Raw genomic sequence first — 23,240 nt, 5'->3', positions numbered from 1 at the left:
CGTCCCGACTGAGCGCTCGGTCCCTGAGCCTGTCGAAGGGCCGCTGATGGCTCCGCGCTCCGGACGCCAGCTGCGCATCACCGGTCACGGCTACACGGCGGATATCGCGAGCGTCGGAGCAACACTGCGGGCGCTCACGTTCCACGGACGCGACCTGGTCGTGCCGTTCGACGCCGACGAGGTGCGACCGGCCTACCGCGGCGTGACACTCGCGCCGTGGCCCAATCGCATCGTCGACGGCCGCTATCGCTTCGCCGGGGTCGAGCACCAGCTGGCCCTCACCGAGCCCGCGCGCGCTCAGGCGCTGCACGGACTCCTCGCGTGGGTCGAGTTCGAGGACCGCCTCGTGCTCGACGACCGCGTCGCGCTCGCCGCCGTGATCGAGCCGCAGATCGGGTACCCGTTCCGCGTCGAAGTCGAGGTCGAGTACCGTCTGGAGGCCGACGGACTGCGACAGACCGTGACCGCACGCAACATCGGTGCGGATGCCGCGCCCTGGGGCACCGGACCGCATCCCTACCTGGTCGCCGGTCCCGGACGCGTCGACGACTGGACGCTCGCGCTCCCGGCATCCGAGGTGCTGACCGTGACGCCCGATCGGCTGAGCCCGGTGGCGGTGGAACCGGTGACGGAGCATCCGGAGTGGGACTTCCGCGAGGCGCGGCCGATCGGAGACGTGTTCATCGACCACGCCTTCACCGAGCTCGCGCGCACGGATGGCATCGCCGAGGTCCACCTGGTGACGCCTGCCGGCACCGGAGTAGGACTGGCGTGGGACGAGGGATGCCCGTGGGTGCAGGTGCACACCGCCGACACCCCCGCGGTTCCGGCGACGCACCGCATCGGGCTCGCGGTCGAGCCGATGACCTGCCCGCCCGACGCCTTCAACTCGGGTGTCGACCTGGTGACCCTGGAGCCCGACGCGACGCACGCCGCGTCCTGGCGCATCTTCGCCGTCTAGGTCTGTCCGGGCCCGGGATACCGGCCCCGGCCCCGGCCCTGGCCTCGGCATCCGCGCCATCTGCAGGAGATCTCGCGATCTGCAGGAGGAATCACCGGCGGATGCTCCTGCATCCGCGCCCGCGCCCACTCGCGCGCCCGTGCCCCCGACGGCGCGAACCGACTAGTGCAGCAGCCCGGCCGCCTGCCGTGCGGCGCCGAGTGCGACGTACTCGCCGGCAGACGGGACCTCCACCGGGATGCCGAACACCTCCGGTGCGATGGCCCGCACCGCGGCGGACTGTGCCCCGCCCCCGATCAGCAGCGCGCGCCGCAGTGGCACCCCGGCCTCTCGCAGTGCGTCGAGACCGGCGCCGAGTCCGGACAGCATTCCCTCCACCGCGGCGCGCGCCAGATTCTCGCGCGTGGTGGAGGCGAGGGTCATGCCGCTGAGTGTCGCGGTCGCATCCGGCAGATTCGGGGTCCGCTCACCCTCGAAGTAGGGGACCAGGGTGAGTCCGTTCGCACCCGCCGGGGCCGCCAGCGCGAGTCGGCTCAGCTCGTCGTGATCCACGCCGAGCAGCGCTGCGGTGACGTCGAGCACCCGGGCCGCGTTGAGCGTGCACACGAGCGGCAGGAAGTGACCGTCGGCCGAGGCGAAGCCCGCGATGATCCCGGAAGGGTCGGCGGACGGATGCTCGCTCACGGCGAAGACCGTGCCGCTGGTGCCGATCGACACCACCACATCGCCGGGACCGGCGCCGAGCCCGAAGGCGGCGGCGGCGTTGTCACCGGCGCCGGGGCCGACGCACCGGCCGTCCGCATCCTGCACGTGCTCCTCCGCGCCGAGCACGCGCGGCAGCACCGCGCCGTGACCCAGCGCGGCGACCAGCAGCTCCCGGTCGTACTCGCCGGTGGTCGGATTCCAGTACCCGGTGCCCGAGGCGTCGGAGCGGTCGGTGACGAGCTCCTCCAGCACCGGCCCGAGGGGCGCCGCCTCCGCACCGGCGGGTCCGTAGCCGCGCAGGCGCCAGGTGAGCCAGTCGTGCGGCAGGGCGACGGCCGCCACCCGCGCCGCGTTCTCGGGCTCGTTGTCGCGCAGCCAGCGCAGCTTCGAGATCGTGAAGGATGACACCGGCACGACACCCGTGCGCGTGACCAGCTCCTGCGCGCCGAACTCGGCCACGAGGTCGGTCGCGGCGTCGGCGGAGCGCGTGTCGTTCCACAGCAGGGCGTCGCGGATGACGGCGCCGGCGGCATCGAGTGCGACCATTCCGTGCTGCTGTCCACCGATGGCCCAGGCGTCGACGCCGTCGAGTCCTCCGGCTTCGGCGATCGCGGACGAGAGCGCCGTCCACCACGCCTCGGGGTCGACCGCGGTGCCGTCCGGATGTGCCGCACGACCGGTGCGCACCACGGCGCCGGTCGCGGCATCCGTCACGACGACCTTGCAGGACTGGGTCGAGGAGTCGACCCCGAGCGCGAGTGCCATGCCGGACTCAGCGGGCGCCGAGCAGGTGCTCGGTGGCAAGCTGCTGCAGCCGGACGAAGCCGAATCCCTTGCCGCCGAGGTATGCGTCGGCGTCGAAGTCCTCGTAGGCGCTGCGATCCGCGAGCAGGTCGTCGTAGGACTCGCCCTCGTTCAGGGTCGAGGTCGCGAGCTCGGCGACCTTCGCCGCAGCCAGAGCCTCCTGCACCTCGGGGTCGGCACGGAACGCCGCTGCGCGCTCCTTCAGCAGCAGGTAGGTGCGCATGTTGGCGGCGGCGGAGTCCCACACCCCGGTCTCGTCCTCGGTGCGGCTCGGCTTGTAGTCGAAGTGGCGGGGGCCGTCGTAGGCGGGGACACCGTTCGGGCCGCCGTTCTCGAGCAGGTCCACGAGCGAGAACGCGTTGTGCAGGTCGCCGTGACCGAACACCAGGTCCTGGTCGTACTTGATGCCGCGCTGGCCGTTGAGGTCGATGTGGAACAGCTTGCCGTGGAACAGCGCCTGCGCGATGCCGGCGGTGAAGTTGAGTCCGGCCATCTGCTCGTGCCCGACCTCGGGGTTCACGCCGACGAGTTCGGGGCGCTCGAGCGAGTCGATGAACGCGATCGCGTGACCCAGCGTGGGCAGCAGGATATCGCCGCGCGGCTCGTTCGGCTTCGGCTCGATGGCGAAGCGGATGTCATAGCCCTTGTCAGTCACGTAGTCGCCGAGCAGGTTGACGGCCTCGCGGTAGCGCTCGAGCGCGCTGCGGACATCCTTCGCGGAGTCGTACTCGGCACCTTCGCGGCCACCCCACATGACGAAGGTCTTGGCACCGAGCTCGGCGGCGAGGTCGAGGTTGCGCAGCACCTTGCGCAGCGCGAATCGGCGCACCTGGCGGTCGTTGGAGGTGAAGCCGCCGTCCTTGAAGACGGGAGCCGAGAAGAGGTTCGTCGTCACCATGGGCACGATCAGGCCGGTGTCGGCGAGTGCGCCCTTCAGGCGATCGATCTGCGTCTGCCGCTCGGCGTCGGCGGATCCGAAGGCGAACAGGTCGTCGTCGTGGAACGTGAGTCCGTAGGCGCCCAGCTCCGACAGCTTCTCGACCGCGTGGACGACGTCGAGCGCGGGGCGGGTGGGGCCGCCGAACGGATCCGTGCCGTTGTAGCCGACGGTCCACAGTCCGAACGAGAACTTGTCGGCGCGGGTGGGGGTGAGGCTCATGATGCTCCTTCGCATGGTGCCGCACGGCGGCTTCCCGTAAATTGTTGTGAGCAACAACATATAGCCTGAGGGTGCCGATGTCCAGCCTTCTAGACTGAGACGCCGAACCCCACGGAGGACGATGTGACCACGGATGCTGCGCCGAAGGACAACGGCGACGGCGTGCGCGCCCGCAACCTCGCCCGCATCCTGCGACTGGTGCACCTGGGCGGCCCGCAGTCACGTGCCCAGCTGACGACCGCGACCGGGCTGAACAGGTCGACGGTCGCTGATCTGGTCGGCGAGCTGGTCGGAGACGGGTGGGTCGTGGAGCGCGACCCCGACCCCGTCGGCCGGGTCGGTCGTCCATCGCCGGTGGTCGAGGCATCGCCCAAGAGCGTCGTGATCGCGGTGAACCCCGAGGTCGATGCGGTCGAGATCGCTGCGGTGGATCTCGCGCGGGGGATCGCGCTGCGCGAGCGGATCGAGTCCGCCACGGTGCTGAGCGCGTCGGCGACCGCCGAGCTCATCGCGGAGGTGATCGCGCGCTGGCGCGGGGGAGCCCTGCGCGGCTTCCGCTTCGTGGGCGTCGGGATCGCGGTGCCGGGTCTGGTGCGCGCCGCTGACGGCCTGGTGCGCAATGCCCCGCACCTCGGCTGGGTCGACGCGCCGCTGCGCGCTCTGGTCGCCACACACACCGGGCTGCCGGTCGCGGTGGGCAACGACGCGAGCCTCGGTGCCCTCGCCGAGCATCTGTTCGGAGCCGCAGAAGGCGCGGACGACGTCATCTACCTGAACGGCGGGCCCTCGGGCATCGGCGGCGGGATCATCGTGCACGGGCTGCCGGTCGGAGGAGTCGGGGGCTACGCCGGCGAGTTCGGGCAGAACCGCGTGCGCGCCGCGGGAGCGGATGCCGGCGCTGCCGTCGTGCTGGAAGACACCGTCAGCCGCGCGCGGCTGCTCGCGGTGCTCGGGCTCCCCGCGGCGGATGACCCCACGCTCGCCGAGGCGCTGGCCGCGGCAACCGGAAGTCCGGGCCAAGCGCAGGACGAATGCGGCCGCCAGCGCGCGGTGCTCGCCCAGGCGATCGCGGATGCCGTGAACATCCTCAACCCCTCCGTGGTGGTGCTCGGCGGCTTCCTGGCGATGCTGGTCGAGAGCGACCCTGAGGGTTTCGCCGCCGCCGTCGCGACCGGGGCGATGGCCGAGAACGTCGAAGGTCTGCGCATCCTCTCGGCATCCCTGGCCGCCGATCGGCTGCTGCTGGGCGCGGCCGAGCTCGCGTTCACCTCGGTGGGCGTGATTTGAACCCGGTCAGCGGGCGAGCCAGGAGCGCAGGGTGCGGGTGACCCAGGGCAGCACCCAGTAGGTCATGATCGGGGTGAGCACCAGCGTGGTGCACAGCACGCGGAGCCAGATCGGCAGCGCGTCCCACCCCGGCACCGGGCTCATCGCGTAGGTGAAGGCGAGGTTCACCGGGAAGAACCCCAGCCAGATGGTGACGGCCTGCTTCCAGCGCGGCGGGGTGTTCACGACGGCGACGGTCGACGTCCCCTCCGCGGCGGGCAGCGTGATCGAGCCGGTCGAGGGCTCGTCGAACCACCCTTCGATGCCGCTGCGCCGCCGCGATCGCTCGCTGCGGATGAAGCCCTCGCCCATCGACAGCCACCAGGCGCGCTCGCCCGACCGCTCCCAGGCGACCAGGGTGTCCTCGTTCGCGAAGCGGTACAGCATGTGCCACACCTGCGAGTCCTCGCCCGCGCGCACCCATCCGGAGCCGAGGAACCCCGGGTACTTGTGCGCCATGTTCACGCCGGTCTGCACCCACGCGGTCGCCTCGGCGATGCGTTCGGGATCGACCTCGCGGCGGATGGAGACGGTGATGGGTTCGCTGGACATGGCGGGTCCTCGCAGGAGTGAGGCGGGCCGGATCGCGGCGCCGAACGGAGCTGCGCCAGGGGTGCGGCGCGAGATCGATTCTACGTTCCCCAAATATGGGGGAAATCGCGGCCAGATGTCCCCCAACGCTGGGGGAATCCCCGGCTATTCGGTGATGGCGGCGATGTTCTGTCATCTCCTTTCAAGGGGGCGATATATCCGCCAGCCACGGATAGGGGAGAAAGACCGAGATGCGAACACAGACACAGGGGATGCTCGAGCGAGCCGCGCGGCCAGGCGGTCGCGTCGGGAGAATGCTGCTCGCCATGCTGGCCATCGTCGCGCTCGGACTCGGACTGCAGACTCCCGTCATGGCCAGCGCGGATGCCACGTCGGTCCCGTCGATCTCGATCACACCGCTCACGCCGGCCAGCCAGCCCTCGGGCACGGCGTTCGGGTACCGCGTGTCGTACACCTGCAGCAACGTCAACGCGTCTCCGTGCGCCGAGAGCCCGACCGTGACGATCCCGCTCGGAGCAGCGGCGAACCCCGCGTGGACGGTCAAGGTCGGAGCGAACCCCCTCATCACGTCGTGGACGGTCACCGGGGGCAACCTGGTCATCAGGCTGGCGGACCTCACCGAGGGCGTCGCGGGCACCATCGGCATCACGATCACGCCCCCGAACCACACGACGCCGAACGGCACGAGCTGGACGCTCACGCCGACCATGACGTTCACCGACGGCACCCCGACCGTGTCGGCCCCCGGGGTGACCTCGACCGCGACGGCGATCCCCTCGATCCAGGTGCAGAAGTCCGTCGAGCAGACGTTCTACAAGCCCGGCGACACCGTGAAGTACACCCTGTGGTGGACCTGCCCCCGCAGCAATCTCGGCGTGCTCGGCGATGAGAACCTCTCGAGCCTGCGACTGGTCGACACGCTGCCGGCTGGCCTGACCTACCTGTCCAGCTCCCCGTCCGCCACCGTGGCCGGACAGACGCTGACCTTCGATCTCACTGCGGCTCAGCTGGGCTCCAGCTGCTCGGCCAGCGCGGACGCGCCCGTCCCCGTCACCGTCAACGCGCGCGTCAACGCCAACGTCGCCGACAACACCGTGCTGCGCAACGTCGTCAACGGCACGGGCACGTCGATCAGCGGCACCACCCTCACGGGGTCAGGTGAGGTCTCCGTCACCGTCGTGTCGACACTCCCCGGTGCGACCGTCACCAAGCGCGGCTATGGCCCTCTCCTCAACACGGTGGGCGACAGTGGCACCTACGATCTCAATCTGAACGGCTACACCTCGGCCACGTACCCCGGGCCGTGGCTCGGGCGCGGCGACGCGAACGTCTCCACCTCCACGATCTACAACAGCGCTGCACCTTCGTTCCGCATCGAGGCGCTCTACGCGCTCGACGTGCTGATGCCCGGCCCCGGCCTGCAATCCGAGGTCGTCGACCCGGTGCCGTGCACGACGAACGTGAGCGGTACGTCGTACTCCAGCAATGCTCCGGGCACCGTGTGCACGGATCCCGCCTTCCATCCGACCATGGTCACGATCTGGGCGCGGACGACCGAGAATCCGCAGAACGTCGGAATCCCGTCCGCGTTCGCCCCGCAGGCGCGCCTCACCGACGGCTCGATCGTCACCCTGACAGCCGGCCCGATTCCCTCCAGTGCGGCGATGCTTGCCAATGGTCCCGGCCACCGCAGCTACTTCGTGCCCGCCTCGGCGATCGGCCGCGTGGCGGAGATCATCCTGCCCCGCACGACCGACATGACCAACACACGCATGAACGTGGTGATCGGCGGCTATGCCGACTCGCGTCGAGCCGCGGGTGACATCCTCCGCAACCAGGCGGCGATCAGCTCCTACGCGGTGGGCGCGACGACGCCCTACGCCACGGGGACCTCGTCCGTCGGCCGGATCTTCATCCTGGACGGGCCGCAGATCGGCGTGACCAAATACTGGTACGCCGCAGGGTCGGAGTTCCGAGTGAACAGCGAGGTCATGCTGAAGGGGCCGACGACCGGCGATCTGACCTTCGTCGATCGCTTCCCCGCCGGCGTCTCGTTCACCGGTCCCGCTGTTCTCGACGCATATCGCTATGGCGCCGGAGCCTGGAGCTTCAACATCCCGACGACGACGACCGTGACGGCCGACCCAGTGACCGGAGAGACCATCGTCACCGTGGTGGTCAAAGCCGCGACCGTGAACAGCCTGTTGCCGGCCTCGAAGGGTGAGCGCATCCGCTTCGAGGTCCACCTCCCGTCGAAGGTGCAGTTCCCGGGCAACTACGTGAACAGGGCGACCGTCAACCTCTCCGATCCGCAGGTGAACAACTCGATCTGCACACAGGGCACGAAGGTGGCGGGCACGACGGGGGCTGGACACCAGTGCGCCTCCTCGACGTCCTTCACCGTCAATCCCGACCCGACGTCGGACGCGGTCCGTCTGACGAAGACGGTACGAGGAAGCCTCGACACCGCGTTCAAGAGCTTCCCGGCGATCGGCTATGTCGCATCGGCGGGGGGAAACGCGACCTACCGGCTGAACTGGACGAACAAGAGCCAGCAGAACGTCGGCAACGTCGTGATGTACGACCTGCTTCCTCGGGTCGGGGACACCGGCACCGTCGCGGGAACCGTGAACCAGCAGCGCGGGAGCACGTTCCGGCCGATCCTCACCGGGCTCTCGACGCTCCCCGCAGGGGTCACGGCGTTCTACTCGACGTCGACGAACCCGTGTCGGCCCGAGGTGCTGCCGAACGCCCAGAACCCGGACTGCGTCGACGACTGGGTCGCCATGCCTGCGTCGCCGTCGGCTGCGCTCCTGCAGACCGTGCGCGCGCTGCGCTTCGTATCCACCGCGACCTACGCGTTCGATCAGGGCCTCGCGATCGATCTGACGATGACGACGCCCGCGTTGAACAGCGCCGGTGACGTCGCGTGGAACACGGTCGCGACGGCGCAGACGAATCTGTCGAACGGACAACCGATCAAGCCGGTCGAGTCGGCGAAGGTGGGCATCGCCCGCGAGGACTTCAGCCACATCACGATCGACAAGGTCGTGGACAAGACCACGGCCAACGTCGGCGACACGCTGACCTACACCGTCACGGCCGTCAACGACGGGGGCCGCGACCTCACCGACATCACACTGCGAGACACATTGCCGGAGGGGGCGACCTTCGTCTCCGCCAGTGGGGGAGGGACGTACGCGAACGGCGTCGTGACCTGGAATCTGGCGACCATGCCACTCGGTCAGCTGTTCAGCTACACCGTCACGGCGAAGGTCGCGAAGGAGGGCACCACGCTGGTGAACCGCTGGGGGGTGGACGGTCCGACCCCGGTGACCCCGCTGCATCCGTGCCCGGCGCCGAACGACGACGAGGAATCCTGTGCGACGACGACGGTCCCGTCCGTGGCGCTGACCTTCGCGAAGACCTCGGTCCCGGCGGCCGGTTCGATCGTGAAGCCCGGCGACACGGTGGCGTACACGGTCAAGGTGACCAATGCCACCGCCACCGCATCGACCGCAGGAAAGGTCACCGACGACATGTCGGACGTGCTCGACAAGGCGACGCTCGTCGCACCGCCGACCGTGACCTGCGCTCCGACCGCGAACTCGTGCGGGCAGGTCGACTACACCGCAGGAGACGACTCCTTCACGTGGTCGTCGAGCGTCGCACGGCCGCTGGCGGCGAACACGTCCGCGACCATCACCTACACGGTGCGCGTGGGCGACGACGCCTCCGGAACGCTGCGGAACCTGCTGGTCGAACCCGACATCGCCGTCGAGCATCCGATCCTGCAGGTCGACAAGGTCGTCGACAAGGGGGCCGGTGCGCTCGTCAACCCCGGTGACGACGTGACCTACACGCTTTCGATCGCCAACACCGGCGCGGTCGCGAGCGGCTCCTTCTCGGTCTTCGACGACCTGTCCGATGTGGTCGACAACGCCACGTTCGATCCGGATTCGATCAGCATCAGCCCCGCGGTCGGGACGGCGGCCTACGACGCGGGAACCCGGCGCCTCACCTGGACAGGAGCGCTCGCCGCGGGGCAGAGCGTGCAGGTCTCGTACACCGTCACCGTCGATGACGACGCCTTCGGCGAGCTGCGGAACGCGTTCGTGGACAAGACGGTCGTCAATCCGATCTCCGGATCCCTGCGCTGGGACAAGGTCGACGACTCCGCCGATGCGCGCCTGCTCGCCGGGGCCGAGTGGACGCTGCAAGGCCTGGACGAGAACGGGCAGCCGGCGGGCGCCACGCTGACCATCGTCGATTGCACGCAGGCCCCCTGCGGAGGGCCGGACAAGGATGCCGAGGGCGGACAGTTCCTGGTGCCGGGGCTGGTCCCCGGCGGCTACCAGCTGATCGAGACCAAGGCCCCGGTCGGATTCGTGCGCGATGACACCCCGCGCACGGTGCTCGTGCACGGGGACACCCAGGTGACCGTGCTCGACGACATCGTGAACCGCCAGCAGCCGGCACCCGTGCTCCCCTTCACCGGTGGACTCGGCACCGAGCATCTGCTGGCCATCGGCGCGGCGCTCCTGCTCCTCACCGCAGGCCTGGCCGGTTGGCGGCGCATCCGCCGCCGCACCTCCTGACCCCGAGGCGGGTGCCTCCCACTCCCGCCCGCCTCGGACCCACCTCGGCGCGATCTCATCGCCCGACCACCCTCATCGCACCAGCGATGCATGAAAGGAAAGAACCATGACCGCACTCACGCACACGCGTGGCCGGCGCGCGGCCGCACTGACTGCCGCGCTCTCCCTCGGGGCGCTGAGCGTCCTCGCTACCGGCGCGGCGGCGAACGCGGCCGCGATCGATCCGGATGAGACCGGCTCGATCACCATCCACAAGTACGCCAACCCCGGCAACGGCGCGGCGAACCCCGACGGCACCGGCACACAGCCGAACACGGATCCGATCGCCGGAGTGGTGTTCGAGTACTGCCTGGTCGACGGCATCGATCTGCTCGACGGCGGCAACGCCGGCTGGGATGCGCTGAACGCGATCACACCGGCGCAGAAGATCGCGGCGCAGACCGGATCCACCCTCGCCGGCTTCGACCTGACCGGATGTCAGACGGTGACCACGGGCGCCGACGGCACCGTGACCACGACCGCCCTGGCCACCGGAGCATACTTCGTGCGCGAGATCGACGCGCCGGACAACGTGGTGGCCCCGGCCACGCCCTTCCTCGTCACGATCCCGACTCCCGCGGTGAACCAGGGTGTCGCCGGAGCTCCGCTCGACGGCGAGTGGGTGTACGACGTGCACGTGTACCCCAAGAACACGGTCGCCGAGGGCCCGCGCAAGAACATCGTCGGTCAGGAGGAGAACGGGGCAGCCCTCGGCGCGCCGATCGACTACCAGGTGACCACGAAGATCCCGGCGCTCGGCGCCGGAGAGGTCTACGAGACCTTCTCGCTCACCGACACGCTCGACGCGGCGCTGACTCCGAACACGGCACTCGACACCGTGAGCGTCGCCGTCGCTGGCGGCGCGGCCTTCGTGCAGGGCGCCGACTACAGCGCGGTGTGGTCGGGCCAGACCCTGACCGTCACGTTCACCGCTGCCGGGCTGGCGAAGCTGCAGGCGGGGCAGAACATCGTCGTGTCGTTCGAGGCCGCCGCGAACACCGTCGGCGAGATCAGCAACGTCGCCTACGTCAACCTCAACGGGCTCACCCTCACGCCTGGCACGCCGAACGGACCCGGCGGCTCGCCCACGAACCAGATGACGACCCGCTGGGGCAACCTGGTGGTCGACAAGGTGAACGCCTCCGATGCGAACGACGGCCTCGCCGGCGCCGAGTTCGAGATCTACCGTGGTGAGACGGACGAAGCCGGGTGCATCGCCGACATCGACGCTCTTCCCGCCGTCACCGTCCCCGGCACCACGACTCCGCTCGTCGTCACCTCCGGAGCGGACGGCTCTGTGGTGTTCCCCGGCCTCTGGGTCGGCGACACCGAGCTCGAGGTCGCGGCCGACGGCACGGTCACCGATGTGAACCAGCCGGGGCACGACGTCACGCAGCGCTGCTACGTGCTCAAGGAGATCACCGCCCCCGCCGGTTTCGTGCTCCCCGTGGGCGCTGCGGCGCTGACCGAGGTCATCGTCGCCGCGGGAGACAACGGCACGGCCGCGCTCCTGGACATCACCAACACGCAGCAGGGCGTTCCCACGCTGCCGTTCACAGGAGCCGACGGTCAGCTCGCGCTGACGATCGGCGGTATCGCGCTCCTCGCGGTCGCCCTGGGTGGGGTGCTGATGGTTCGCCGGCGGCGGTCGATCGAATCCTGATCAGGACCGAGAGGAGTCCCCGAGCACCGGAGCGGATGGTGTCGAACCACCGCTCCGGTCCCGGCGCGCACCGCGGAGCGGTGTCGGGTCACCGCTTCTGGGGCGTGGTGCGCGCCAGGGTGCCGGAACACAAGGCTGTGTCTCCGGCACCCGAGCGGAGTCGGGGGAGATGAGGAACGGATGCGGAGACTCAGTACACGCGGTCGCGCCGCGGCGTCACCGCCCGATGTCGCGGGAGGAAGGGTGTCCGCTCGGCGACGCCCTGATCCGCTGCTGATGGTGATCGTGGTGGCGGCCGTGGTCGGTGCGACGGTGTTGGTGTATTCGCCCGCCGCGACGTGGCTCTCGGACTACAACCAGAGCCTGATCGTCGATCAGTATCAGGACGACGTGCGCGACGCCGATCCGGGTGCCGCGGAGCAACTCGCACAAGCGCACCGCTACAACGCGGCGCTGTCTGCGGGTGCGCTGGTCGGGGCAGGGGAGAACGTCCCCACGAGCGACGCGGAGGCGGCAGCCGGTTTCGACTACGACCAGCTCCTGCGCACCCGCACCGGGGTGATGTCGCGCATCCAGATCCCCTCCATCGCCGTCGACCTCCCGGTGTACCACGGCACGGACGATGTGACGCTGCTCCGCGGAGCGGGGCACCTGGAGGGAACCTCGCTGCCGGTCGGGGGCGCGAGCACGCACGCCGTGATCACGGCGCACCGGGGGCTCGCCGACGCTGTGATGTTCACCGACCTCGATCAGCTGCGCGACGGCGACCGGTTCACCGTCACCACCTTCGGCGAGGTGCTCACCTACGAGGTGGTGGACATCGCCGTCGTCGCGCCGTCCGACACGCTGTCCCTGCGGCAGGAAGCCGGCCGCGACCTGGTCACCCTCGTGACCTGCACTCCGCTCGGGATCAATTCCCACCGCATCCTGGTCACGGGAGAGCGCGTCACACCGACGCCCCCGGCGTCCACGCGCGCCGCGGAGGCGGGAGCGGAGGGGGCGGGCTTCCCGTGGTGGCTCCTCGCGTACGCCGGCGCCCTGTTGCTGATCGGCGTGTACGCGTGGCGGAGCTCGGCATCCAGCGCGCGGGCGCGTGGGGATCGCGATCAGTCGGGCGTTGACGATACGTGATACGTGACGCATGTCTGCGTGTCACCCCTACTAGCAGGGGATTGCCTCCGCGTTCCTTGCAAGGTCGTCCTGACAGCGGGTAGACCCGATGGTGGCGGTCACGACCGCCATGAGGGACCCTTCCTCCCCGGGGGGCCTCAGGGCTGCGGGGGACGGCATCTCCTCGCAGCCCTCTGTCGTTGAGGGGAGGTGTGTGCGGGGGAGATCGTGGGGCGCATGCGCAGAAGAATGCCGGAGGAAGTAGGAGCAATTTGGGGAACGAAAGTCGTATGGTCGTGTGCGTCGGGATCATCGATGACCACCGGGCGATGCTGCTGGGCACGACCGCGATCGTCAACGGTCATCCGGGTCTGCACGTGGTCGCCGTGGGCAAGACGGTGGCCGAGCTCGTCGCATTCCGGCAGCGGATGGATGTCATCCTGCTCGGCCTGACGCTGTCGGACGGATCGACGCCGGCACAGAACATCGCGGCGCTGGCGTGGACCGGAGCCCGGGTGCTGGCGTATGTCGGCGACGAGCAGATCGGTCTCATCCGTGAAGCGGCCAGAGCGGGAGCCGTCGGGATGGTCAAGAAGTCGGACGAGGCGCCGCAGCTCGTCGCCACGGTGCGGGCGGCGGCGCGCGGCCAGCTCGCAGCCAGCGCGGACTGGGCGGCGCGGATCGGCAGAGGAGAGTCCGAGGCCGCGCGCGTGAACCTCTCGACGAGGGAAGGCGAGGTGCTCGCGCTCTATGCCGCGGGCGAGACGGCCGAGCGGGTGGCGCAGGCACTGTTCGTGTCGCGGGAGACCGTGCTCGATCACATCCGGCGCATCCGGGTGAAGTACGCCGCGGTCGGCCGGCCGGCCCTCACCAAGGTCGACCTGTTCCGCCGGGCTGTGGAGGACGGCTTCGTGCAGCAGGATCCCTGACGTTCTGCGCCCGCGGCACGCGGGCGCAGAATGGGGATATGAGTACACGCAGCGAAGCGGTCCTTGTCGACGTCGTCCGCACACCGGTGGGGCGAGGGAAGGCAGGAGGCGCGCTCTCCGGGGTGCACCCGGTCGACCTCGCTGCCGGGGTGCTCTCCGCGATCCTCGAGCGGAGCGGGCTGGAGTCCTCGCAGATCGATGACGTGCTGCTGGGATGCGTGAGCCAGGTCGGCGAGCAGTCGATGAACATCGGGCGGCAGGCCGTGCTCGCGGCGGGCTTCGACGAGAGCGTGCCCGCCTCCACGATCGATCGGCAGTGCGGATCGAGCCAGCAGGCCGTGCACATCGCTGCCCAGGGGATCATCGCCGGCGCCTACGACATCGTGATCGCCGGTGGGGTCGAGTCGATGAGCCGCGTGCCGTTGGGCTCGTCCGCCGCGGGGGGATCGCCGCTCTCCCCGCGGCTGCGGGCGCGCTACCCCGAGGGACTCGTGAACCAGGGTGTGTCCGCCGAACTGATCGCCCAGCGTTGGGGGCTCGACCGGGAGCGGCTCGATGCCTACGCCGCCGAGTCGCACCGCCGCGCCGCGGCAGCCTGGGCAGACGGGTTCTTCGACAGGACGACGGTCGCGGTCACCGAGGCTCCCCAGGCGAAGTCCGACGAGACCGTACGCGCGGGAACGACCGGCGACGGCCTCGCCGCACTCTCGCCCGCATTCCGCACCGATGCCCTTGCCGCGCGCTTCCCCGACCTCGAATGGCGAATCACTCCTGGCAACTCCTCGCCGCTGACCGACGGGGCATCCGCGGCGCTGCTGATGAGCGCCGAGCGCGCCGAAGCTCTCGGCCTCAGGCCGCGCGCCCGGTTCCACGCCTTCTCCGTCGTCGGCGACGATCCCCTCATGATGCTCACCGGCCCCATCCCCGCAACGCGGCGGATCCTCGAACACGCCGGCCTCGCCATCGACGATCTCGACGCCTATGAGGTCAACGAGGCCTTCGCCTCGGTGCCGCTCGCCTGGGCGGCCGAGCTGGGAGCTGATCCGGCGAAGCTCAACCCGCGCGGAGGGGCGATCGCGCTCGGGCATGCGCTGGGCTCTTCCGGCACGCGGCTGCTCGGCACGCTCATCGACCACCTCGAGGAGACCGGAGGCCGATTCGGTCTGCAGACCATGTGCGAGGGCGGTGGGATGGCGAACGCCACGATCATCGAGAGGCTGTGAGTCCCGGCATCCGCGCCTGACCGCACGCAGAGAAGACCCCCGCCGACCCGATTCGGCGGGGGTCTGTGCGGTGTGGGACCGCTGCGGGAGCGTGACCCGCTCACCGCGGCGCGGAAACCTATGACTACCCGATCCGGTCTGAGTCTCTTCGCGCATCTGCAGTTGTAATCGATCGACGTGGACGCTGGGTGAACGCGCGGGGAACACCTTCGTCATGGCAATTACATGGACGTCCTAGTAAATCTCCGGATGTCAGAGTAAAGTCGACATAGTGCCAATGAGGGCACGGAGGGACGTCACAAAATGACTCGAACTATCCCGCACTTCGTGGGCGGATCGCATCTCATGCCGGAGACCGGGCGCTTCGCCGACGTGTTCGACCCCAGCACGGGCGCCGTGCAGGCCCAGGTGCCGCTCGCCTCGGTCGACGAGGTCCGCGCTGTGATCGCGAACGCCGAAACCGCACAACCGGCCTGGGCGGCGACCAACCCGCAGAAGCGCGCGCGTGTGCTGCTGCGCTTCCTCGATCTCGTGCAGCGCGAGATGACGCCGCTGGCTGAACTGCTCGCCCGCGAGCACGGCAAGACCGTCGACGACGCGAAGGGCGATATCCAGCGCGGGCTCGAAGTCATCGAGTTCTCCGCCGGAGCCCCGCACCTGCTCAAAGGGGAGTACTCGACCGGCGCGGGTGCCGGGATCGACGTCTACTCGATGCGGCAGCCGCTCGGGGTCGTCGCCGCGATCACTCCGTTCAACTTCCCCGCCATGATCCCGCTGTGGAAGGCCGGGCCTGCGCTCGCCGCGGGCAACGCGGTCGTGCTCAAGCCCAGCGAGCGGGATCCCTCGGTGCCGGTGCGCCTGGCCGAGCTGTTCCTCGAGGCGGGACTGCCTGCGGGCGTGCTCAACGTCGTGCATGGTGACAAGGAGGCCGTCGACACCCTTCTCACGGACGACCGGATCCGTGCAGTGGGCTTCGTGGGGTCGACCCCCATCGCGGAGTACATCTACGCCACCGCTGCGGCGCACGGCAAGCGGGCGCAGTGCTTCGGTGGAGCCAAGAACCACATGATCGTGATGCCGGATGCCGACCTCGACCAGGCCGTGGACGCCCTGATCGGCGCGGGCTACGGTTCGGCGGGGGAGCGCTGCATGGCGATCTCGGTCGCGGTCCCCGTCGGCGCGCAGACCGCGGATGCGCTGGCGGCGAAGCTCACCGAACGCGTCGCGCAGTTGCGCATCGGTCCCTCCCTCGCCGCCGACGTCGACTACGGACCGCTCGTGACGCGGGCGGCCGTGGAGCGGGTCGAAGGGTACATCCAGCAGGGAGTCGACGAGGGGGCGACGCTGCTCGCCGACGGCCGCGGCTTCTCCGTGCCGGGGCACGAGGAGGGTTTCTACCTCGGCCCGACCCTGTTCGACCACGTCACGACCGACATGGCGATCTACCGGGAGGAGATCTTCGGCCCCGTGCTGGTGATCGCCCGCGCCGCCGATTACGAAGAGGCACTGCGGATGGCCTCCGAACACGAGTACGGCAACGGCGTGGCGATCTTCACCCGCGACGGCGATGCCGCCAGGGACTTCGCCGCCCGTGTGGAGGTCGGCATGGTCGGCGTGAACGTGCCGATCCCCGTGCCCATCGCGTATTACACGTTCGGCGGGTGGAAGCGCAGCGGCTTCGGCGATCTGAACCAGCACGGCGCCGACGCCTTCCGCTTCTACACCAAGACCAAGACGGTGACGAGCCGCTGGCCGTCAGGGATCAGAGACGGCGCCAGCTTCGTCATCCCCACCATGCACTGACCCCACCGAATCCAGGGACCTGAGACATGACCATGACCAGCACCGCCACCACCACCGCCGAGGAGCGCGAGGCGATCCTCGGAGCCGTCCGCGAGTTCGCGGAGACCGAGCTCGCCCCGTTCGCTGCCGAGCGCGACGAGAAGCACATCTTCCCGCGCGAAGCGCTCGGCAGGGCCGGAGAGCTGGGGCTCGGTGGCATCTATGCGCGCGAGGAGTCGGGCGGCACCGGTCTCGCCCGGGTCGACACCGTCGCGATCTTCGAGGAGCTCGCCAAGGGCGACCCCGCCGTCGCGGCCTATATCTCGATCCACAACATGGTGGTCTGGATGATCGACACCTACGGCAGCGATGAGCAGATCGCGCGGTGGCTGCCCGATCTGACCGTGATGTCGGAGTTCGGCGGCTACTGCCTCACCGAGCCCGGGGCCGGCTCCGATGCGGCGAACATCGCGACGACCGCGGTCCGCGACGGCGACGACTACGTGCTCACCGGGGTCAAGCAGTTCATCTCCGGCGCGGGTGAAGCCGCGGTCTACGTCGTGATGGCCCGCACCGGCGAGCCGGGTGCCCGCGGTATCAGCGCCTTCCTGGTGGCGGGCGATGCCGAGGGGCTCAGCTTCGGCGCCCCGGAGAAGAAGATGGGGTGGCACGCGCAGCCCACCCGGCAGGTCGTGCTCGACGGGGTGCGGGTGCCGGCATCCGCTCTGCTCGGCGAAGAGGGCCGAGGCTTCGCGATCGCGATGTCGGCGCTCAACGGCGGTCGCCTCAACATCGCCGCCTGCTCGCTCGGCGGCGCGCAGTGGGCGCTCGACCGGGCTGTGCAATACGTGCACGAACGCGTCGCGTTCGGGGAGCCTCTCGCCGAGAAGCAGTCGATCCTGTTCGCCATCGCCGACATGCGCACCGATCTGCAGGCCGCGCGGCTCATGGTCCGCGACGGCGCCGAAGCGGTGGACGCGCACGCGCCGGATGCCACGATGCGCTGCGCGATGGCCAAGCGCTTCGCGACCGACGCCGGTTTCGACGTGGCGAACCGGGCACTGCAGCTCCACGGCGGTTACGGCTACCTGCAGGACTACGGCATCGAGCGGGTGGTGCGCGACCTGCGGGTGCACCAGATCCTGGAGGGGACGAACGAGATCATGCGGCTGATCGTCGGACGCGAGATGCTGCGGCCCGCCGGGTCGGCCTCGGCGCGGAGCGCATCATGACCCGCATCGCGTTCCTCGGGCTCGGCCACATGGGTCTGCCGATGGCGAGGAACCTCGTCGCCGCCGGACACGAGGTGCACGGCTTCGACCTCGTGCCCGCGGCGATCGCGGCAGCCGGAGACGCGGGCATCCCGATCGCGGCGAGCGGGGCGGATGCCGTCGCCGACGCGGAGGTGGTCATCACGATGTTCCCCGCGGGGAAGCACGTGATCGACGCGTACCGGGGCGAACTGCTCGCCGCCGCACGCCCCGGCACGCTCTTCATCGAGTCCTCGACGATCGCGGTCGACGAGGCGAGGGCCGCGCACGAGCTCGCGATCGCGGCCGGTCATCGCAACATCGATGCCCCGGTCTCCGGCGGGGTGGTCGGCGCCGAGAACGGCACGCTGGCCTTCATGGTCGGCGGGGACGACGAGGACTTCGCTGCGGCGCTGCCGCTTCTCGAGGCCATGGGAAAGCGCATCGTGCACTGCGGAGGACCGGGCCTCGGCCAGGCCGCGAAGGTGTGCAACAACATGGTGCTCGCGGTCTCGCAGATCGCGGTCGCCGAGGCCTTCGTACTCGGAGAGCGGCTCGGACTCGAGCACCAGGCGCTGTTCGATGTGGTGTCGCAGGCATCGGGGCAGTGCTGGTCGATCACGACGAACTGCCCGGTTCCCGGTCCTGTGCCCACGAGTCCTGCCAACCGCGACTACCAGCCCGGATTCGCGGGAGCGCTGATGGCCAAGGACCTCGGTCTCGCGCTGCAGGCGATCGAGCAGACCGCGACGGATGCGCAGATGGGCCGACTCGCCCAGCGGATCTACGCCGCGTTCGCGGCCGGTGACGGTGCGGGGCGGGACTTCTCGGGCATCATCACCGACATCCGCGAGGACCGGGTGTGATGGCGTCGCCCCGCCGCTCGCGGCGATACTGAGGAGACGACGACGTGGAGGCGGGAACAACATGACCGAGTACGAGACGATCCTGGTCGAGCAGCGCGGACGCGTGGGGTGGATCACCCTGAACCGACCGGAGGCGCTGAACGCGCTGAACAGCCGGCTGGCCGACGAGATCACCGCCGCCGCGCTCGCATTCGACGCCGATGACGGGGTGGGCGCGATCGTCGTCACCGGATCCGAGAAGGCGTTCGCGGCGGGTGCCGACATCAAGGAGATGGAGGGGATGTCGGGGGCCGAGATGCTCGAGACCGACCACTTCGGCGTCTGGCATGCGTTCGCCGCCGTGCGCACCCCGGTCATCGCCGCCGTCTCCGGGTTCGCCCTCGGCGGCGGGTGCGAGCTCGCGATGATGTGCGACATCATCCTCGCGGCCGACACCGCGAAGTTCGGGCAGCCGGAGATCAACCTCGGAGTCATCCCCGGCATGGGCGGCACGCAGCGACTGATCCGGGCCGTCGGCTACTACAAGGCGGCAGAACTCGTGCTCTCCGGTCGCTTCATGGGCGCGGAGGAGGCGGAGCGAGCAGGGCTCGTCTCGCGGGTCGTGCCTGCGGCCGACCTGCAAGCCGAGGCGACCACGCTCGCCGAGACCATCGCCTCGAAGTCCCTGCCATCGCTGTATGCGGCGAAGGCCGCCCTGGATGCCGCGATGGAGACCACCCTCGCCGAGGGGCTGGCGCACGAGAAGCGCGCCTTCGCCGCACTGTTCGACACCGCCGACCAGAAGGAGGGCATGTCGGCCTTCCGCGAGAAGCGCGCGCCCCGGTTCGAGAACCGCTGACGTGATGTTCACAACTCCTCAAGAAACGCGCGGATCAGGGCGTCCGGTGGGGCATATCCCCGGACTGGCCGCGGTCGTGAGGAGTTGTGAACGCTCAGCCGCGCAGCGACTCGACGATCTTGGCGATGCGCCGGTCGCGCGTCTCGTCCTGCTTGGCCTCGGCGACCGTGCGGGAGTGCTCCTTGCGCGCCGAGTAGCTCAGTGCGTCGAAGGCGGTGCGCAGCGCGGGGTCGGCGTCGAGGGTCTCGGCCAGCGCGGCGGGCACCTCGACCGTACGCTCGGCGGTATCCACCCGGATCACGGCGTCGACCTCCTGGCCGATCTCGAGTCCCAGCTCGGCGCGGACGGCCTTGTTGAATCCGATCATGTTCTCGCCGCCCATGCGCGCCAGCCGCAGTCGCGCGGTCTGTCCTCCGATCGTGACGACCACGGGAAAGGCCTTGCCTCCGCCGAGGGATGCGACCTGCTCGTCGCTGAGCAGGATCGCCGCAGCCGGACCGCGGCCGGTGAGGACGGTATGCACGCGCAGTTCACTCATGGCGACAGGGTACGCCCATCGCCTTCGATCTCGGACACGATGGCCGTGTTGCGTTCGGCGATGAGTCGGCGCAGATACGCACGCAGGAAGAGCGCGTCGACGGCGCGCCCCAGCGGTCCGAGCGGCGAGTGGAATGTGACGGTGTCGCGCATCAGCGTGCCGCGCGGGTGCTCGTCGAACACGTGCTCGTGCAGGAACGCGCCGAACGGACCGGCGAGCTGGCGGTCGCGGAAGGCCCGCGGCGGATCGATGTCGAACACGATCGTGCGCAGCCGAAAGCGGATGCCGAAATGGCGTGCCTGCCACGTCACCGTCGAGCCCTCGGTGAACCGCCCGCCCATCGGGGCCTCGATCATCGTCTCGCGGTACCGGGCCATCGACCGCACGTGCACGGCCGGATCGAGGGAGGCCGCGAACACGGCGTCTGGTGGTGCGGCGACGACCGTCTCGAGCACGAACCGCGCCATGTCAGAGCGGTTCGGGGAGGGGGCGCGGGTCGGTGAAGTCGCCGGCGTCCTTGCGCAGCCGCGCCACGATCGCCACGAGCTCGGCGGCGTCCGCAGAACCGATGCCCGGGTCGGCGAACACATCGGCGTTGAGCGCTGCCGTCGCCCGCTCGACCAGATCGCGCCCAGCGTCGGTCAGAGCGAGCAGCGCCGCCCGGCCGTCGTGTGGATGCGGCTCGCGCACGATCAGTCCGTCGCGCACCAGCCGGTCGGCCGTGCTGGTGACCGTGGTCGCGTGCACCTGGAGGCGGGCCACGACGCTCGACAGCGGCAGGCGACCGGCGCGGCTGAACGCCAGCAGCCGCAGCACCTCGTAGCGGGCGAAGCTCAGTGCGAACGGCTTGAGCGCGGAATCCACCCGGGCCAGCAGCAGCTGCTGCGCGCGCATGACCGAGGTGACGACCGCCATGCCGTCCGCGGCATCCGACCATCCGTGCGCGATCCACTGACGCTTCGCCTCGGCGAGCGGATCAACGGGCAGCGGGCGGGATCGGACCACGTCTCCACGCTACCGGTGGGCGCAGTCGCCGCGGTGGCGGCGCGACGGGAGCAGATCAACAGACGCATGGGTCTGCGTCGCAACAGAAGTGGCACTCAGTGTCGCAGGACTAGAATCGGAACAGTCGTGAGGAGCAATCGATGAAGATCTTCGTCCTGGTCAAAGAGGTGCCGGACACCTATGGCGATCGCACGCTGAATCTCGAGACCGGATTGGCCGAGCGTGCGGCCGGAGACGTGGTGCTCGACGAGATCACGGAGCGGGCGCTCGAGGTGGCGCTGAGTCACGCCGACAAGAACGAGGGCGTCGAGGTGGTCGCCCTCTCGATGGCTCCCGAGACATCGACCGCGTCGATCCGCCGCGCGCTCGCGATCGGTGCGGCATCCGCCGTGCACATCTCCGACCCCGAACTCGCCGGCGCCGATCTCGGACTGACCGCCGAGGTGCTGGCCGCCGCCATCCGCCGCGCCGAGCCCGACCTCGTGATCACCGGCAACCTGTCGACGGACGGCTCCGGCGGGGTGCTCCCGGCGATGCTCGCCGAGCACCTGGGCTATGCGCAGGCCACGGCGCTCTCGTCCGTCGAGATCACCGCGGATGCCGTCTCCGGCAGTCGTGCCGCCGATGCCGGTGCCCAACCGGTCTCCGCGGCGCTGCCCGCAGTGATCTCGATCACCGAGGCGCTCCCCGACGCGCGCTTCCCGAACTTCAAGGGCATCATGGCGGCGAAGAAGAAGCCGCTGGAGGTGCTGTCGCTCGCCGACCTCGGTGTCTCCGCCGACCCGGCAGCGGCGCCCCGCACGATCATGACCGCGGTGGCGGAAAAGCCCCCGCGCGCCGCGGGCGTGAAGATCACCGATGAGGGCGACGCCGGCACGAAGCTGGTCGAGTACCTCGTGCAGAACAGGCTGGTGTGAGATGACGACTCCCGAGAACCCGATCCTGGTGCTGGTCGACGTCGACCCCGCCGGGAATGCCGCGAGCAGCACGGCGGCGCTGATCGGTGCCGCCTCCACGGTCGGCTCCCCGGTCGCGCTCATCGTCGGCGGCACGCAGTCCGCCGTGGATCAGGCCGCGGCCGCAGGCGCTGCACTCGTGCTCACCGCCGAGGGCGATGAGACGGCGCTCACCGTGCCGATCGTCGATGCCCTGCAGGCGGCGTTCGACCGCGTCGGACCGGACGCCGTGCTGATCTCGAACTCGATCGCAGGTCGCGATGTCGCCGGCCGCTTCGCCGTGCGCACGAAGAGCGCGCTCTCGGTCGACGCGATCGGACTCTCGCGCGACGACGAGGGCATCGTCGCCCATCACTCGGTGTACGGCGGCGCCTACCTCGTGGACTCCGCGCCGACCTTCGGGGTACCCGTGATCACGGTGCGCCAGGGGGCGGTGGATGCCAGGGCGGATGCCGTCGCCTCCCCGACCGTCGAGGCGATCGAGGTCACCCCGTCCGGAGCCGTCGCCGCCACGGCCGGTGCGGTCGAGGCGGTCGAGGTCGCCTCCTCGCGCCCAGAGCTGCGTGGAGCGACCCGGGTCGTCTCGGGCGGTCGCGGCCTCGCCTCGAAGGAGAAGTTCGCCCTGGTCGAGGAGCTCGCCGATGCGCTCGGCGCCGCGGTCGGAGCCTCCCGTGCCGCGGTCGACGCGGGCTACATCCCTCAGTCGCACCAGGTCGGGCAGACCGGCGTCTCGGTGTCGCCGCAGCTGTATGTCGCGCTCGGCATCTCCGGCGCGATCCAGCACCGCGCGGGCATGCAGACCTCCAAGACCATCGTCGCGATCAACAAGGACGGCGAGGCGCCGATCTTCGACGTGGCCGACTTCGGCATCGTCGGCGACCTGTTCACGGTCGTGCCCCAGGTGATCGCCGCCCTCGAGGCGCGGAAGAAGTAGCC

The 23,240-nt window shown here is 69.9% G+C and carries 19 protein-coding genes; 13 read left to right on the top strand and 6 right to left on the bottom strand.

Annotated elements, in window-relative coordinates; all coding sequences use genetic code 11:
- Positions 1-46 precede the first annotated feature (46 nt).
- On the top strand, positions 47-961 hold the full coding sequence (locus tag KZC51_RS00350; protein ID WP_247628035.1) for an aldose 1-epimerase family protein: 915 nt from the start codon (positions 47-49) through the stop codon (positions 959-961).
- A 162-nt stretch (positions 962-1,123) separates the two neighbouring features.
- On the opposite strand, the gene xylB is transcribed toward KZC51_RS00350, so the two are convergent.
- Entirely contained in the window at positions 1,124-2,431 is a 1,308-nt protein-coding gene (gene xylB / locus KZC51_RS00345) for a xylulokinase (RefSeq protein ID WP_247628034.1), read from the bottom strand.
- A gap of 7 nt (positions 2,432-2,438) precedes the next feature.
- A complete protein-coding gene (gene xylA / locus KZC51_RS00340; RefSeq protein ID WP_247628033.1) occupies positions 2,439-3,629 on the bottom strand; it encodes a xylose isomerase in 1,191 nt (396 codons plus the stop codon).
- A gap of 123 nt (positions 3,630-3,752) precedes the next feature.
- Here xylA and KZC51_RS00335 point away from each other — a divergent pair, with 123 nt between their 5' ends.
- On the top strand, positions 3,753-4,916 hold the full coding sequence (locus KZC51_RS00335; protein WP_247628032.1) for an ROK family protein: 1,164 nt from the start codon (positions 3,753-3,755) through the stop codon (positions 4,914-4,916).
- A gap of 6 nt (positions 4,917-4,922) precedes the next feature.
- Here the strand turns inward: KZC51_RS00335 and KZC51_RS00330 are convergent, their stop codons facing one another.
- Positions 4,923-5,507 (bottom strand): antibiotic biosynthesis monooxygenase, encoded by a 585-nt coding sequence (locus tag KZC51_RS00330; RefSeq protein ID WP_247628031.1) that lies wholly within the window; start codon positions 5,505-5,507, stop codon positions 4,923-4,925.
- A 230-nt stretch (positions 5,508-5,737) separates the two neighbouring features.
- Between KZC51_RS00330 and KZC51_RS00325 the strand changes: the two genes are divergently transcribed.
- The 9 genes from KZC51_RS00325 to KZC51_RS00285 all read left to right on the top strand — a co-directional run bounded on the left by KZC51_RS00325 (position 5,738) and on the right by KZC51_RS00285 (position 19,805).
- Complete coding sequence (locus tag KZC51_RS00325; protein ID WP_247628030.1) at positions 5,738-10,105, top strand: DUF7927 domain-containing protein; 4,368 nt, start codon at positions 5,738-5,740, stop codon at positions 10,103-10,105.
- A 106-nt stretch (positions 10,106-10,211) separates the two neighbouring features.
- On the top strand, positions 10,212-11,807 hold the full coding sequence (locus tag KZC51_RS00320) for a SpaH/EbpB family LPXTG-anchored major pilin (protein ID WP_247628029.1): 1,596 nt from the start codon (positions 10,212-10,214) through the stop codon (positions 11,805-11,807).
- Between the two features lie 243 nt (positions 11,808-12,050).
- On the top strand, positions 12,051-12,938 hold the full coding sequence (locus KZC51_RS00315; RefSeq protein WP_247628028.1) for a class C sortase: 888 nt from the start codon (positions 12,051-12,053) through the stop codon (positions 12,936-12,938).
- A 269-nt stretch (positions 12,939-13,207) separates the two neighbouring features.
- Positions 13,208-13,846, top strand: a complete 639-nt coding sequence (locus KZC51_RS00310) for a LuxR C-terminal-related transcriptional regulator (protein WP_247628027.1) — start codon at positions 13,208-13,210, stop codon at positions 13,844-13,846.
- 38 nt (positions 13,847-13,884) lie between these two features.
- A complete protein-coding gene (locus KZC51_RS00305; protein WP_247628026.1) occupies positions 13,885-15,069 on the top strand; it encodes a thiolase family protein in 1,185 nt (394 codons plus the stop codon).
- Between the two features lie 303 nt (positions 15,070-15,372).
- Positions 15,373-16,872 carry a CoA-acylating methylmalonate-semialdehyde dehydrogenase gene (locus KZC51_RS00300; RefSeq protein ID WP_247628025.1) on the top strand — a complete coding sequence of 500 codons (1,500 nt, stop codon included), beginning with the start codon at positions 15,373-15,375 and terminating at the stop codon, positions 16,870-16,872.
- A gap of 26 nt (positions 16,873-16,898) precedes the next feature.
- Positions 16,899-18,083 carry an acyl-CoA dehydrogenase family protein gene (locus tag KZC51_RS00295; RefSeq protein WP_247628024.1) on the top strand — a complete coding sequence of 395 codons (1,185 nt, stop codon included), beginning with the start codon at positions 16,899-16,901 and terminating at the stop codon, positions 18,081-18,083.
- A complete protein-coding gene (gene mmsB / locus KZC51_RS00290) occupies positions 18,080-18,967 on the top strand; it encodes a 3-hydroxyisobutyrate dehydrogenase (protein WP_247628023.1) in 888 nt (295 codons plus the stop codon). The genes KZC51_RS00295 and mmsB overlap by 4 nt, the downstream gene beginning before the upstream one ends.
- A gap of 61 nt (positions 18,968-19,028) precedes the next feature.
- Complete coding sequence (locus KZC51_RS00285; RefSeq protein WP_247628022.1) at positions 19,029-19,805, top strand: enoyl-CoA hydratase-related protein; 777 nt, start codon at positions 19,029-19,031, stop codon at positions 19,803-19,805.
- 94 nt (positions 19,806-19,899) lie between these two features.
- Here KZC51_RS00285 and KZC51_RS00280 read toward each other — a convergent pair whose 3' ends face one another.
- Genes KZC51_RS00280 through KZC51_RS00270 form a run of 3 tightly spaced genes read right to left on the bottom strand, consistent with a single transcriptional unit; the run spans position 19,900 to position 21,348 of the window.
- Positions 19,900-20,343: a YdeI/OmpD-associated family protein gene (locus KZC51_RS00280; protein WP_247628021.1), complete on the bottom strand. Its 444-nt coding sequence runs from the start codon at positions 20,341-20,343 to the stop codon at positions 19,900-19,902.
- Positions 20,340-20,810 carry an SRPBCC family protein gene (locus tag KZC51_RS00275; protein ID WP_247628020.1) on the bottom strand — a complete coding sequence of 157 codons (471 nt, stop codon included), beginning with the start codon at positions 20,808-20,810 and terminating at the stop codon, positions 20,340-20,342. Before KZC51_RS00275 ends, KZC51_RS00280 begins: the two co-directional genes overlap by 4 nt.
- A 1-nt stretch (position 20,811) precedes the next feature.
- Positions 20,812-21,348, bottom strand: coding sequence for a MarR family winged helix-turn-helix transcriptional regulator (locus tag KZC51_RS00270; protein ID WP_247628019.1), 537 nt, complete (start codon positions 21,346-21,348; stop codon positions 20,812-20,814).
- Between the two features lie 140 nt (positions 21,349-21,488).
- Here KZC51_RS00270 and KZC51_RS00265 point away from each other — a divergent pair, with 140 nt between their 5' ends.
- A complete protein-coding gene (locus KZC51_RS00265; protein ID WP_247628018.1) occupies positions 21,489-22,265 on the top strand; it encodes an electron transfer flavoprotein subunit beta/FixA family protein in 777 nt (258 codons plus the stop codon).
- Between the two features lies 1 nt (position 22,266).
- Positions 22,267-23,238 carry an electron transfer flavoprotein subunit alpha/FixB family protein gene (locus KZC51_RS00260; protein ID WP_247628017.1) on the top strand — a complete coding sequence of 324 codons (972 nt, stop codon included), beginning with the start codon at positions 22,267-22,269 and terminating at the stop codon, positions 23,236-23,238.
- The last annotated feature ends 2 nt before the right edge of the window (positions 23,239-23,240 follow it).

This window comes from Microbacterium croceum, from assembly GCF_023091245.1.
GTDB lineage: Bacteria > Actinomycetota > Actinomycetes > Actinomycetales > Microbacteriaceae > Microbacterium > Microbacterium croceum.
This window is presented reverse-complemented; position numbering and strand designations above follow the sequence as displayed.

Excerpts from the sequence above, each read along its gene's own strand:
- KZC51_RS00350 (WP_247628035.1), top strand. The coding sequence starts at position 47 with ATGGCTCCGCGCTCCGGACGCCAGCTGCGCATCACCGGTCACGGCTAC.
- xylB (WP_247628034.1), bottom strand. The coding sequence starts at position 2,431 with ATGGCACTCGCGCTCGGGGTCGACTCCTCGACCCAGTCCTGCAAGGTC.
- xylA (WP_247628033.1), bottom strand. The coding sequence starts at position 3,629 with ATGAGCCTCACCCCCACCCGCGCCGACAAGTTCTCGTTCGGACTGTGG.
- KZC51_RS00330 (WP_247628031.1), bottom strand. The coding sequence starts at position 5,507 with ATGTCCAGCGAACCCATCACCGTCTCCATCCGCCGCGAGGTCGATCCC.
- KZC51_RS00325 (WP_247628030.1), top strand. The coding sequence starts at position 5,738 with ATGCGAACACAGACACAGGGGATGCTCGAGCGAGCCGCGCGGCCAGGC.
- KZC51_RS00320 (WP_247628029.1), top strand. The coding sequence starts at position 10,212 with ATGACCGCACTCACGCACACGCGTGGCCGGCGCGCGGCCGCACTGACT.
- KZC51_RS00310 (WP_247628027.1), top strand. The coding sequence starts at position 13,208 with ATGGTCGTGTGCGTCGGGATCATCGATGACCACCGGGCGATGCTGCTG.
- KZC51_RS00305 (WP_247628026.1), top strand. The coding sequence starts at position 13,885 with ATGAGTACACGCAGCGAAGCGGTCCTTGTCGACGTCGTCCGCACACCG.
- KZC51_RS00300 (WP_247628025.1), top strand. The coding sequence starts at position 15,373 with ATGACTCGAACTATCCCGCACTTCGTGGGCGGATCGCATCTCATGCCG.
- KZC51_RS00295 (WP_247628024.1), top strand. The coding sequence starts at position 16,899 with ATGACCATGACCAGCACCGCCACCACCACCGCCGAGGAGCGCGAGGCG.
- mmsB (WP_247628023.1), top strand. The coding sequence starts at position 18,080 with ATGACCCGCATCGCGTTCCTCGGGCTCGGCCACATGGGTCTGCCGATG.
- KZC51_RS00285 (WP_247628022.1), top strand. The coding sequence starts at position 19,029 with ATGACCGAGTACGAGACGATCCTGGTCGAGCAGCGCGGACGCGTGGGG.
- KZC51_RS00280 (WP_247628021.1), bottom strand. The coding sequence starts at position 20,343 with ATGAGTGAACTGCGCGTGCATACCGTCCTCACCGGCCGCGGTCCGGCT.
- KZC51_RS00275 (WP_247628020.1), bottom strand. The coding sequence starts at position 20,810 with ATGGCGCGGTTCGTGCTCGAGACGGTCGTCGCCGCACCACCAGACGCC.
- KZC51_RS00265 (WP_247628018.1), top strand. The coding sequence starts at position 21,489 with ATGAAGATCTTCGTCCTGGTCAAAGAGGTGCCGGACACCTATGGCGAT.
- KZC51_RS00260 (WP_247628017.1), top strand. The coding sequence starts at position 22,267 with ATGACGACTCCCGAGAACCCGATCCTGGTGCTGGTCGACGTCGACCCC.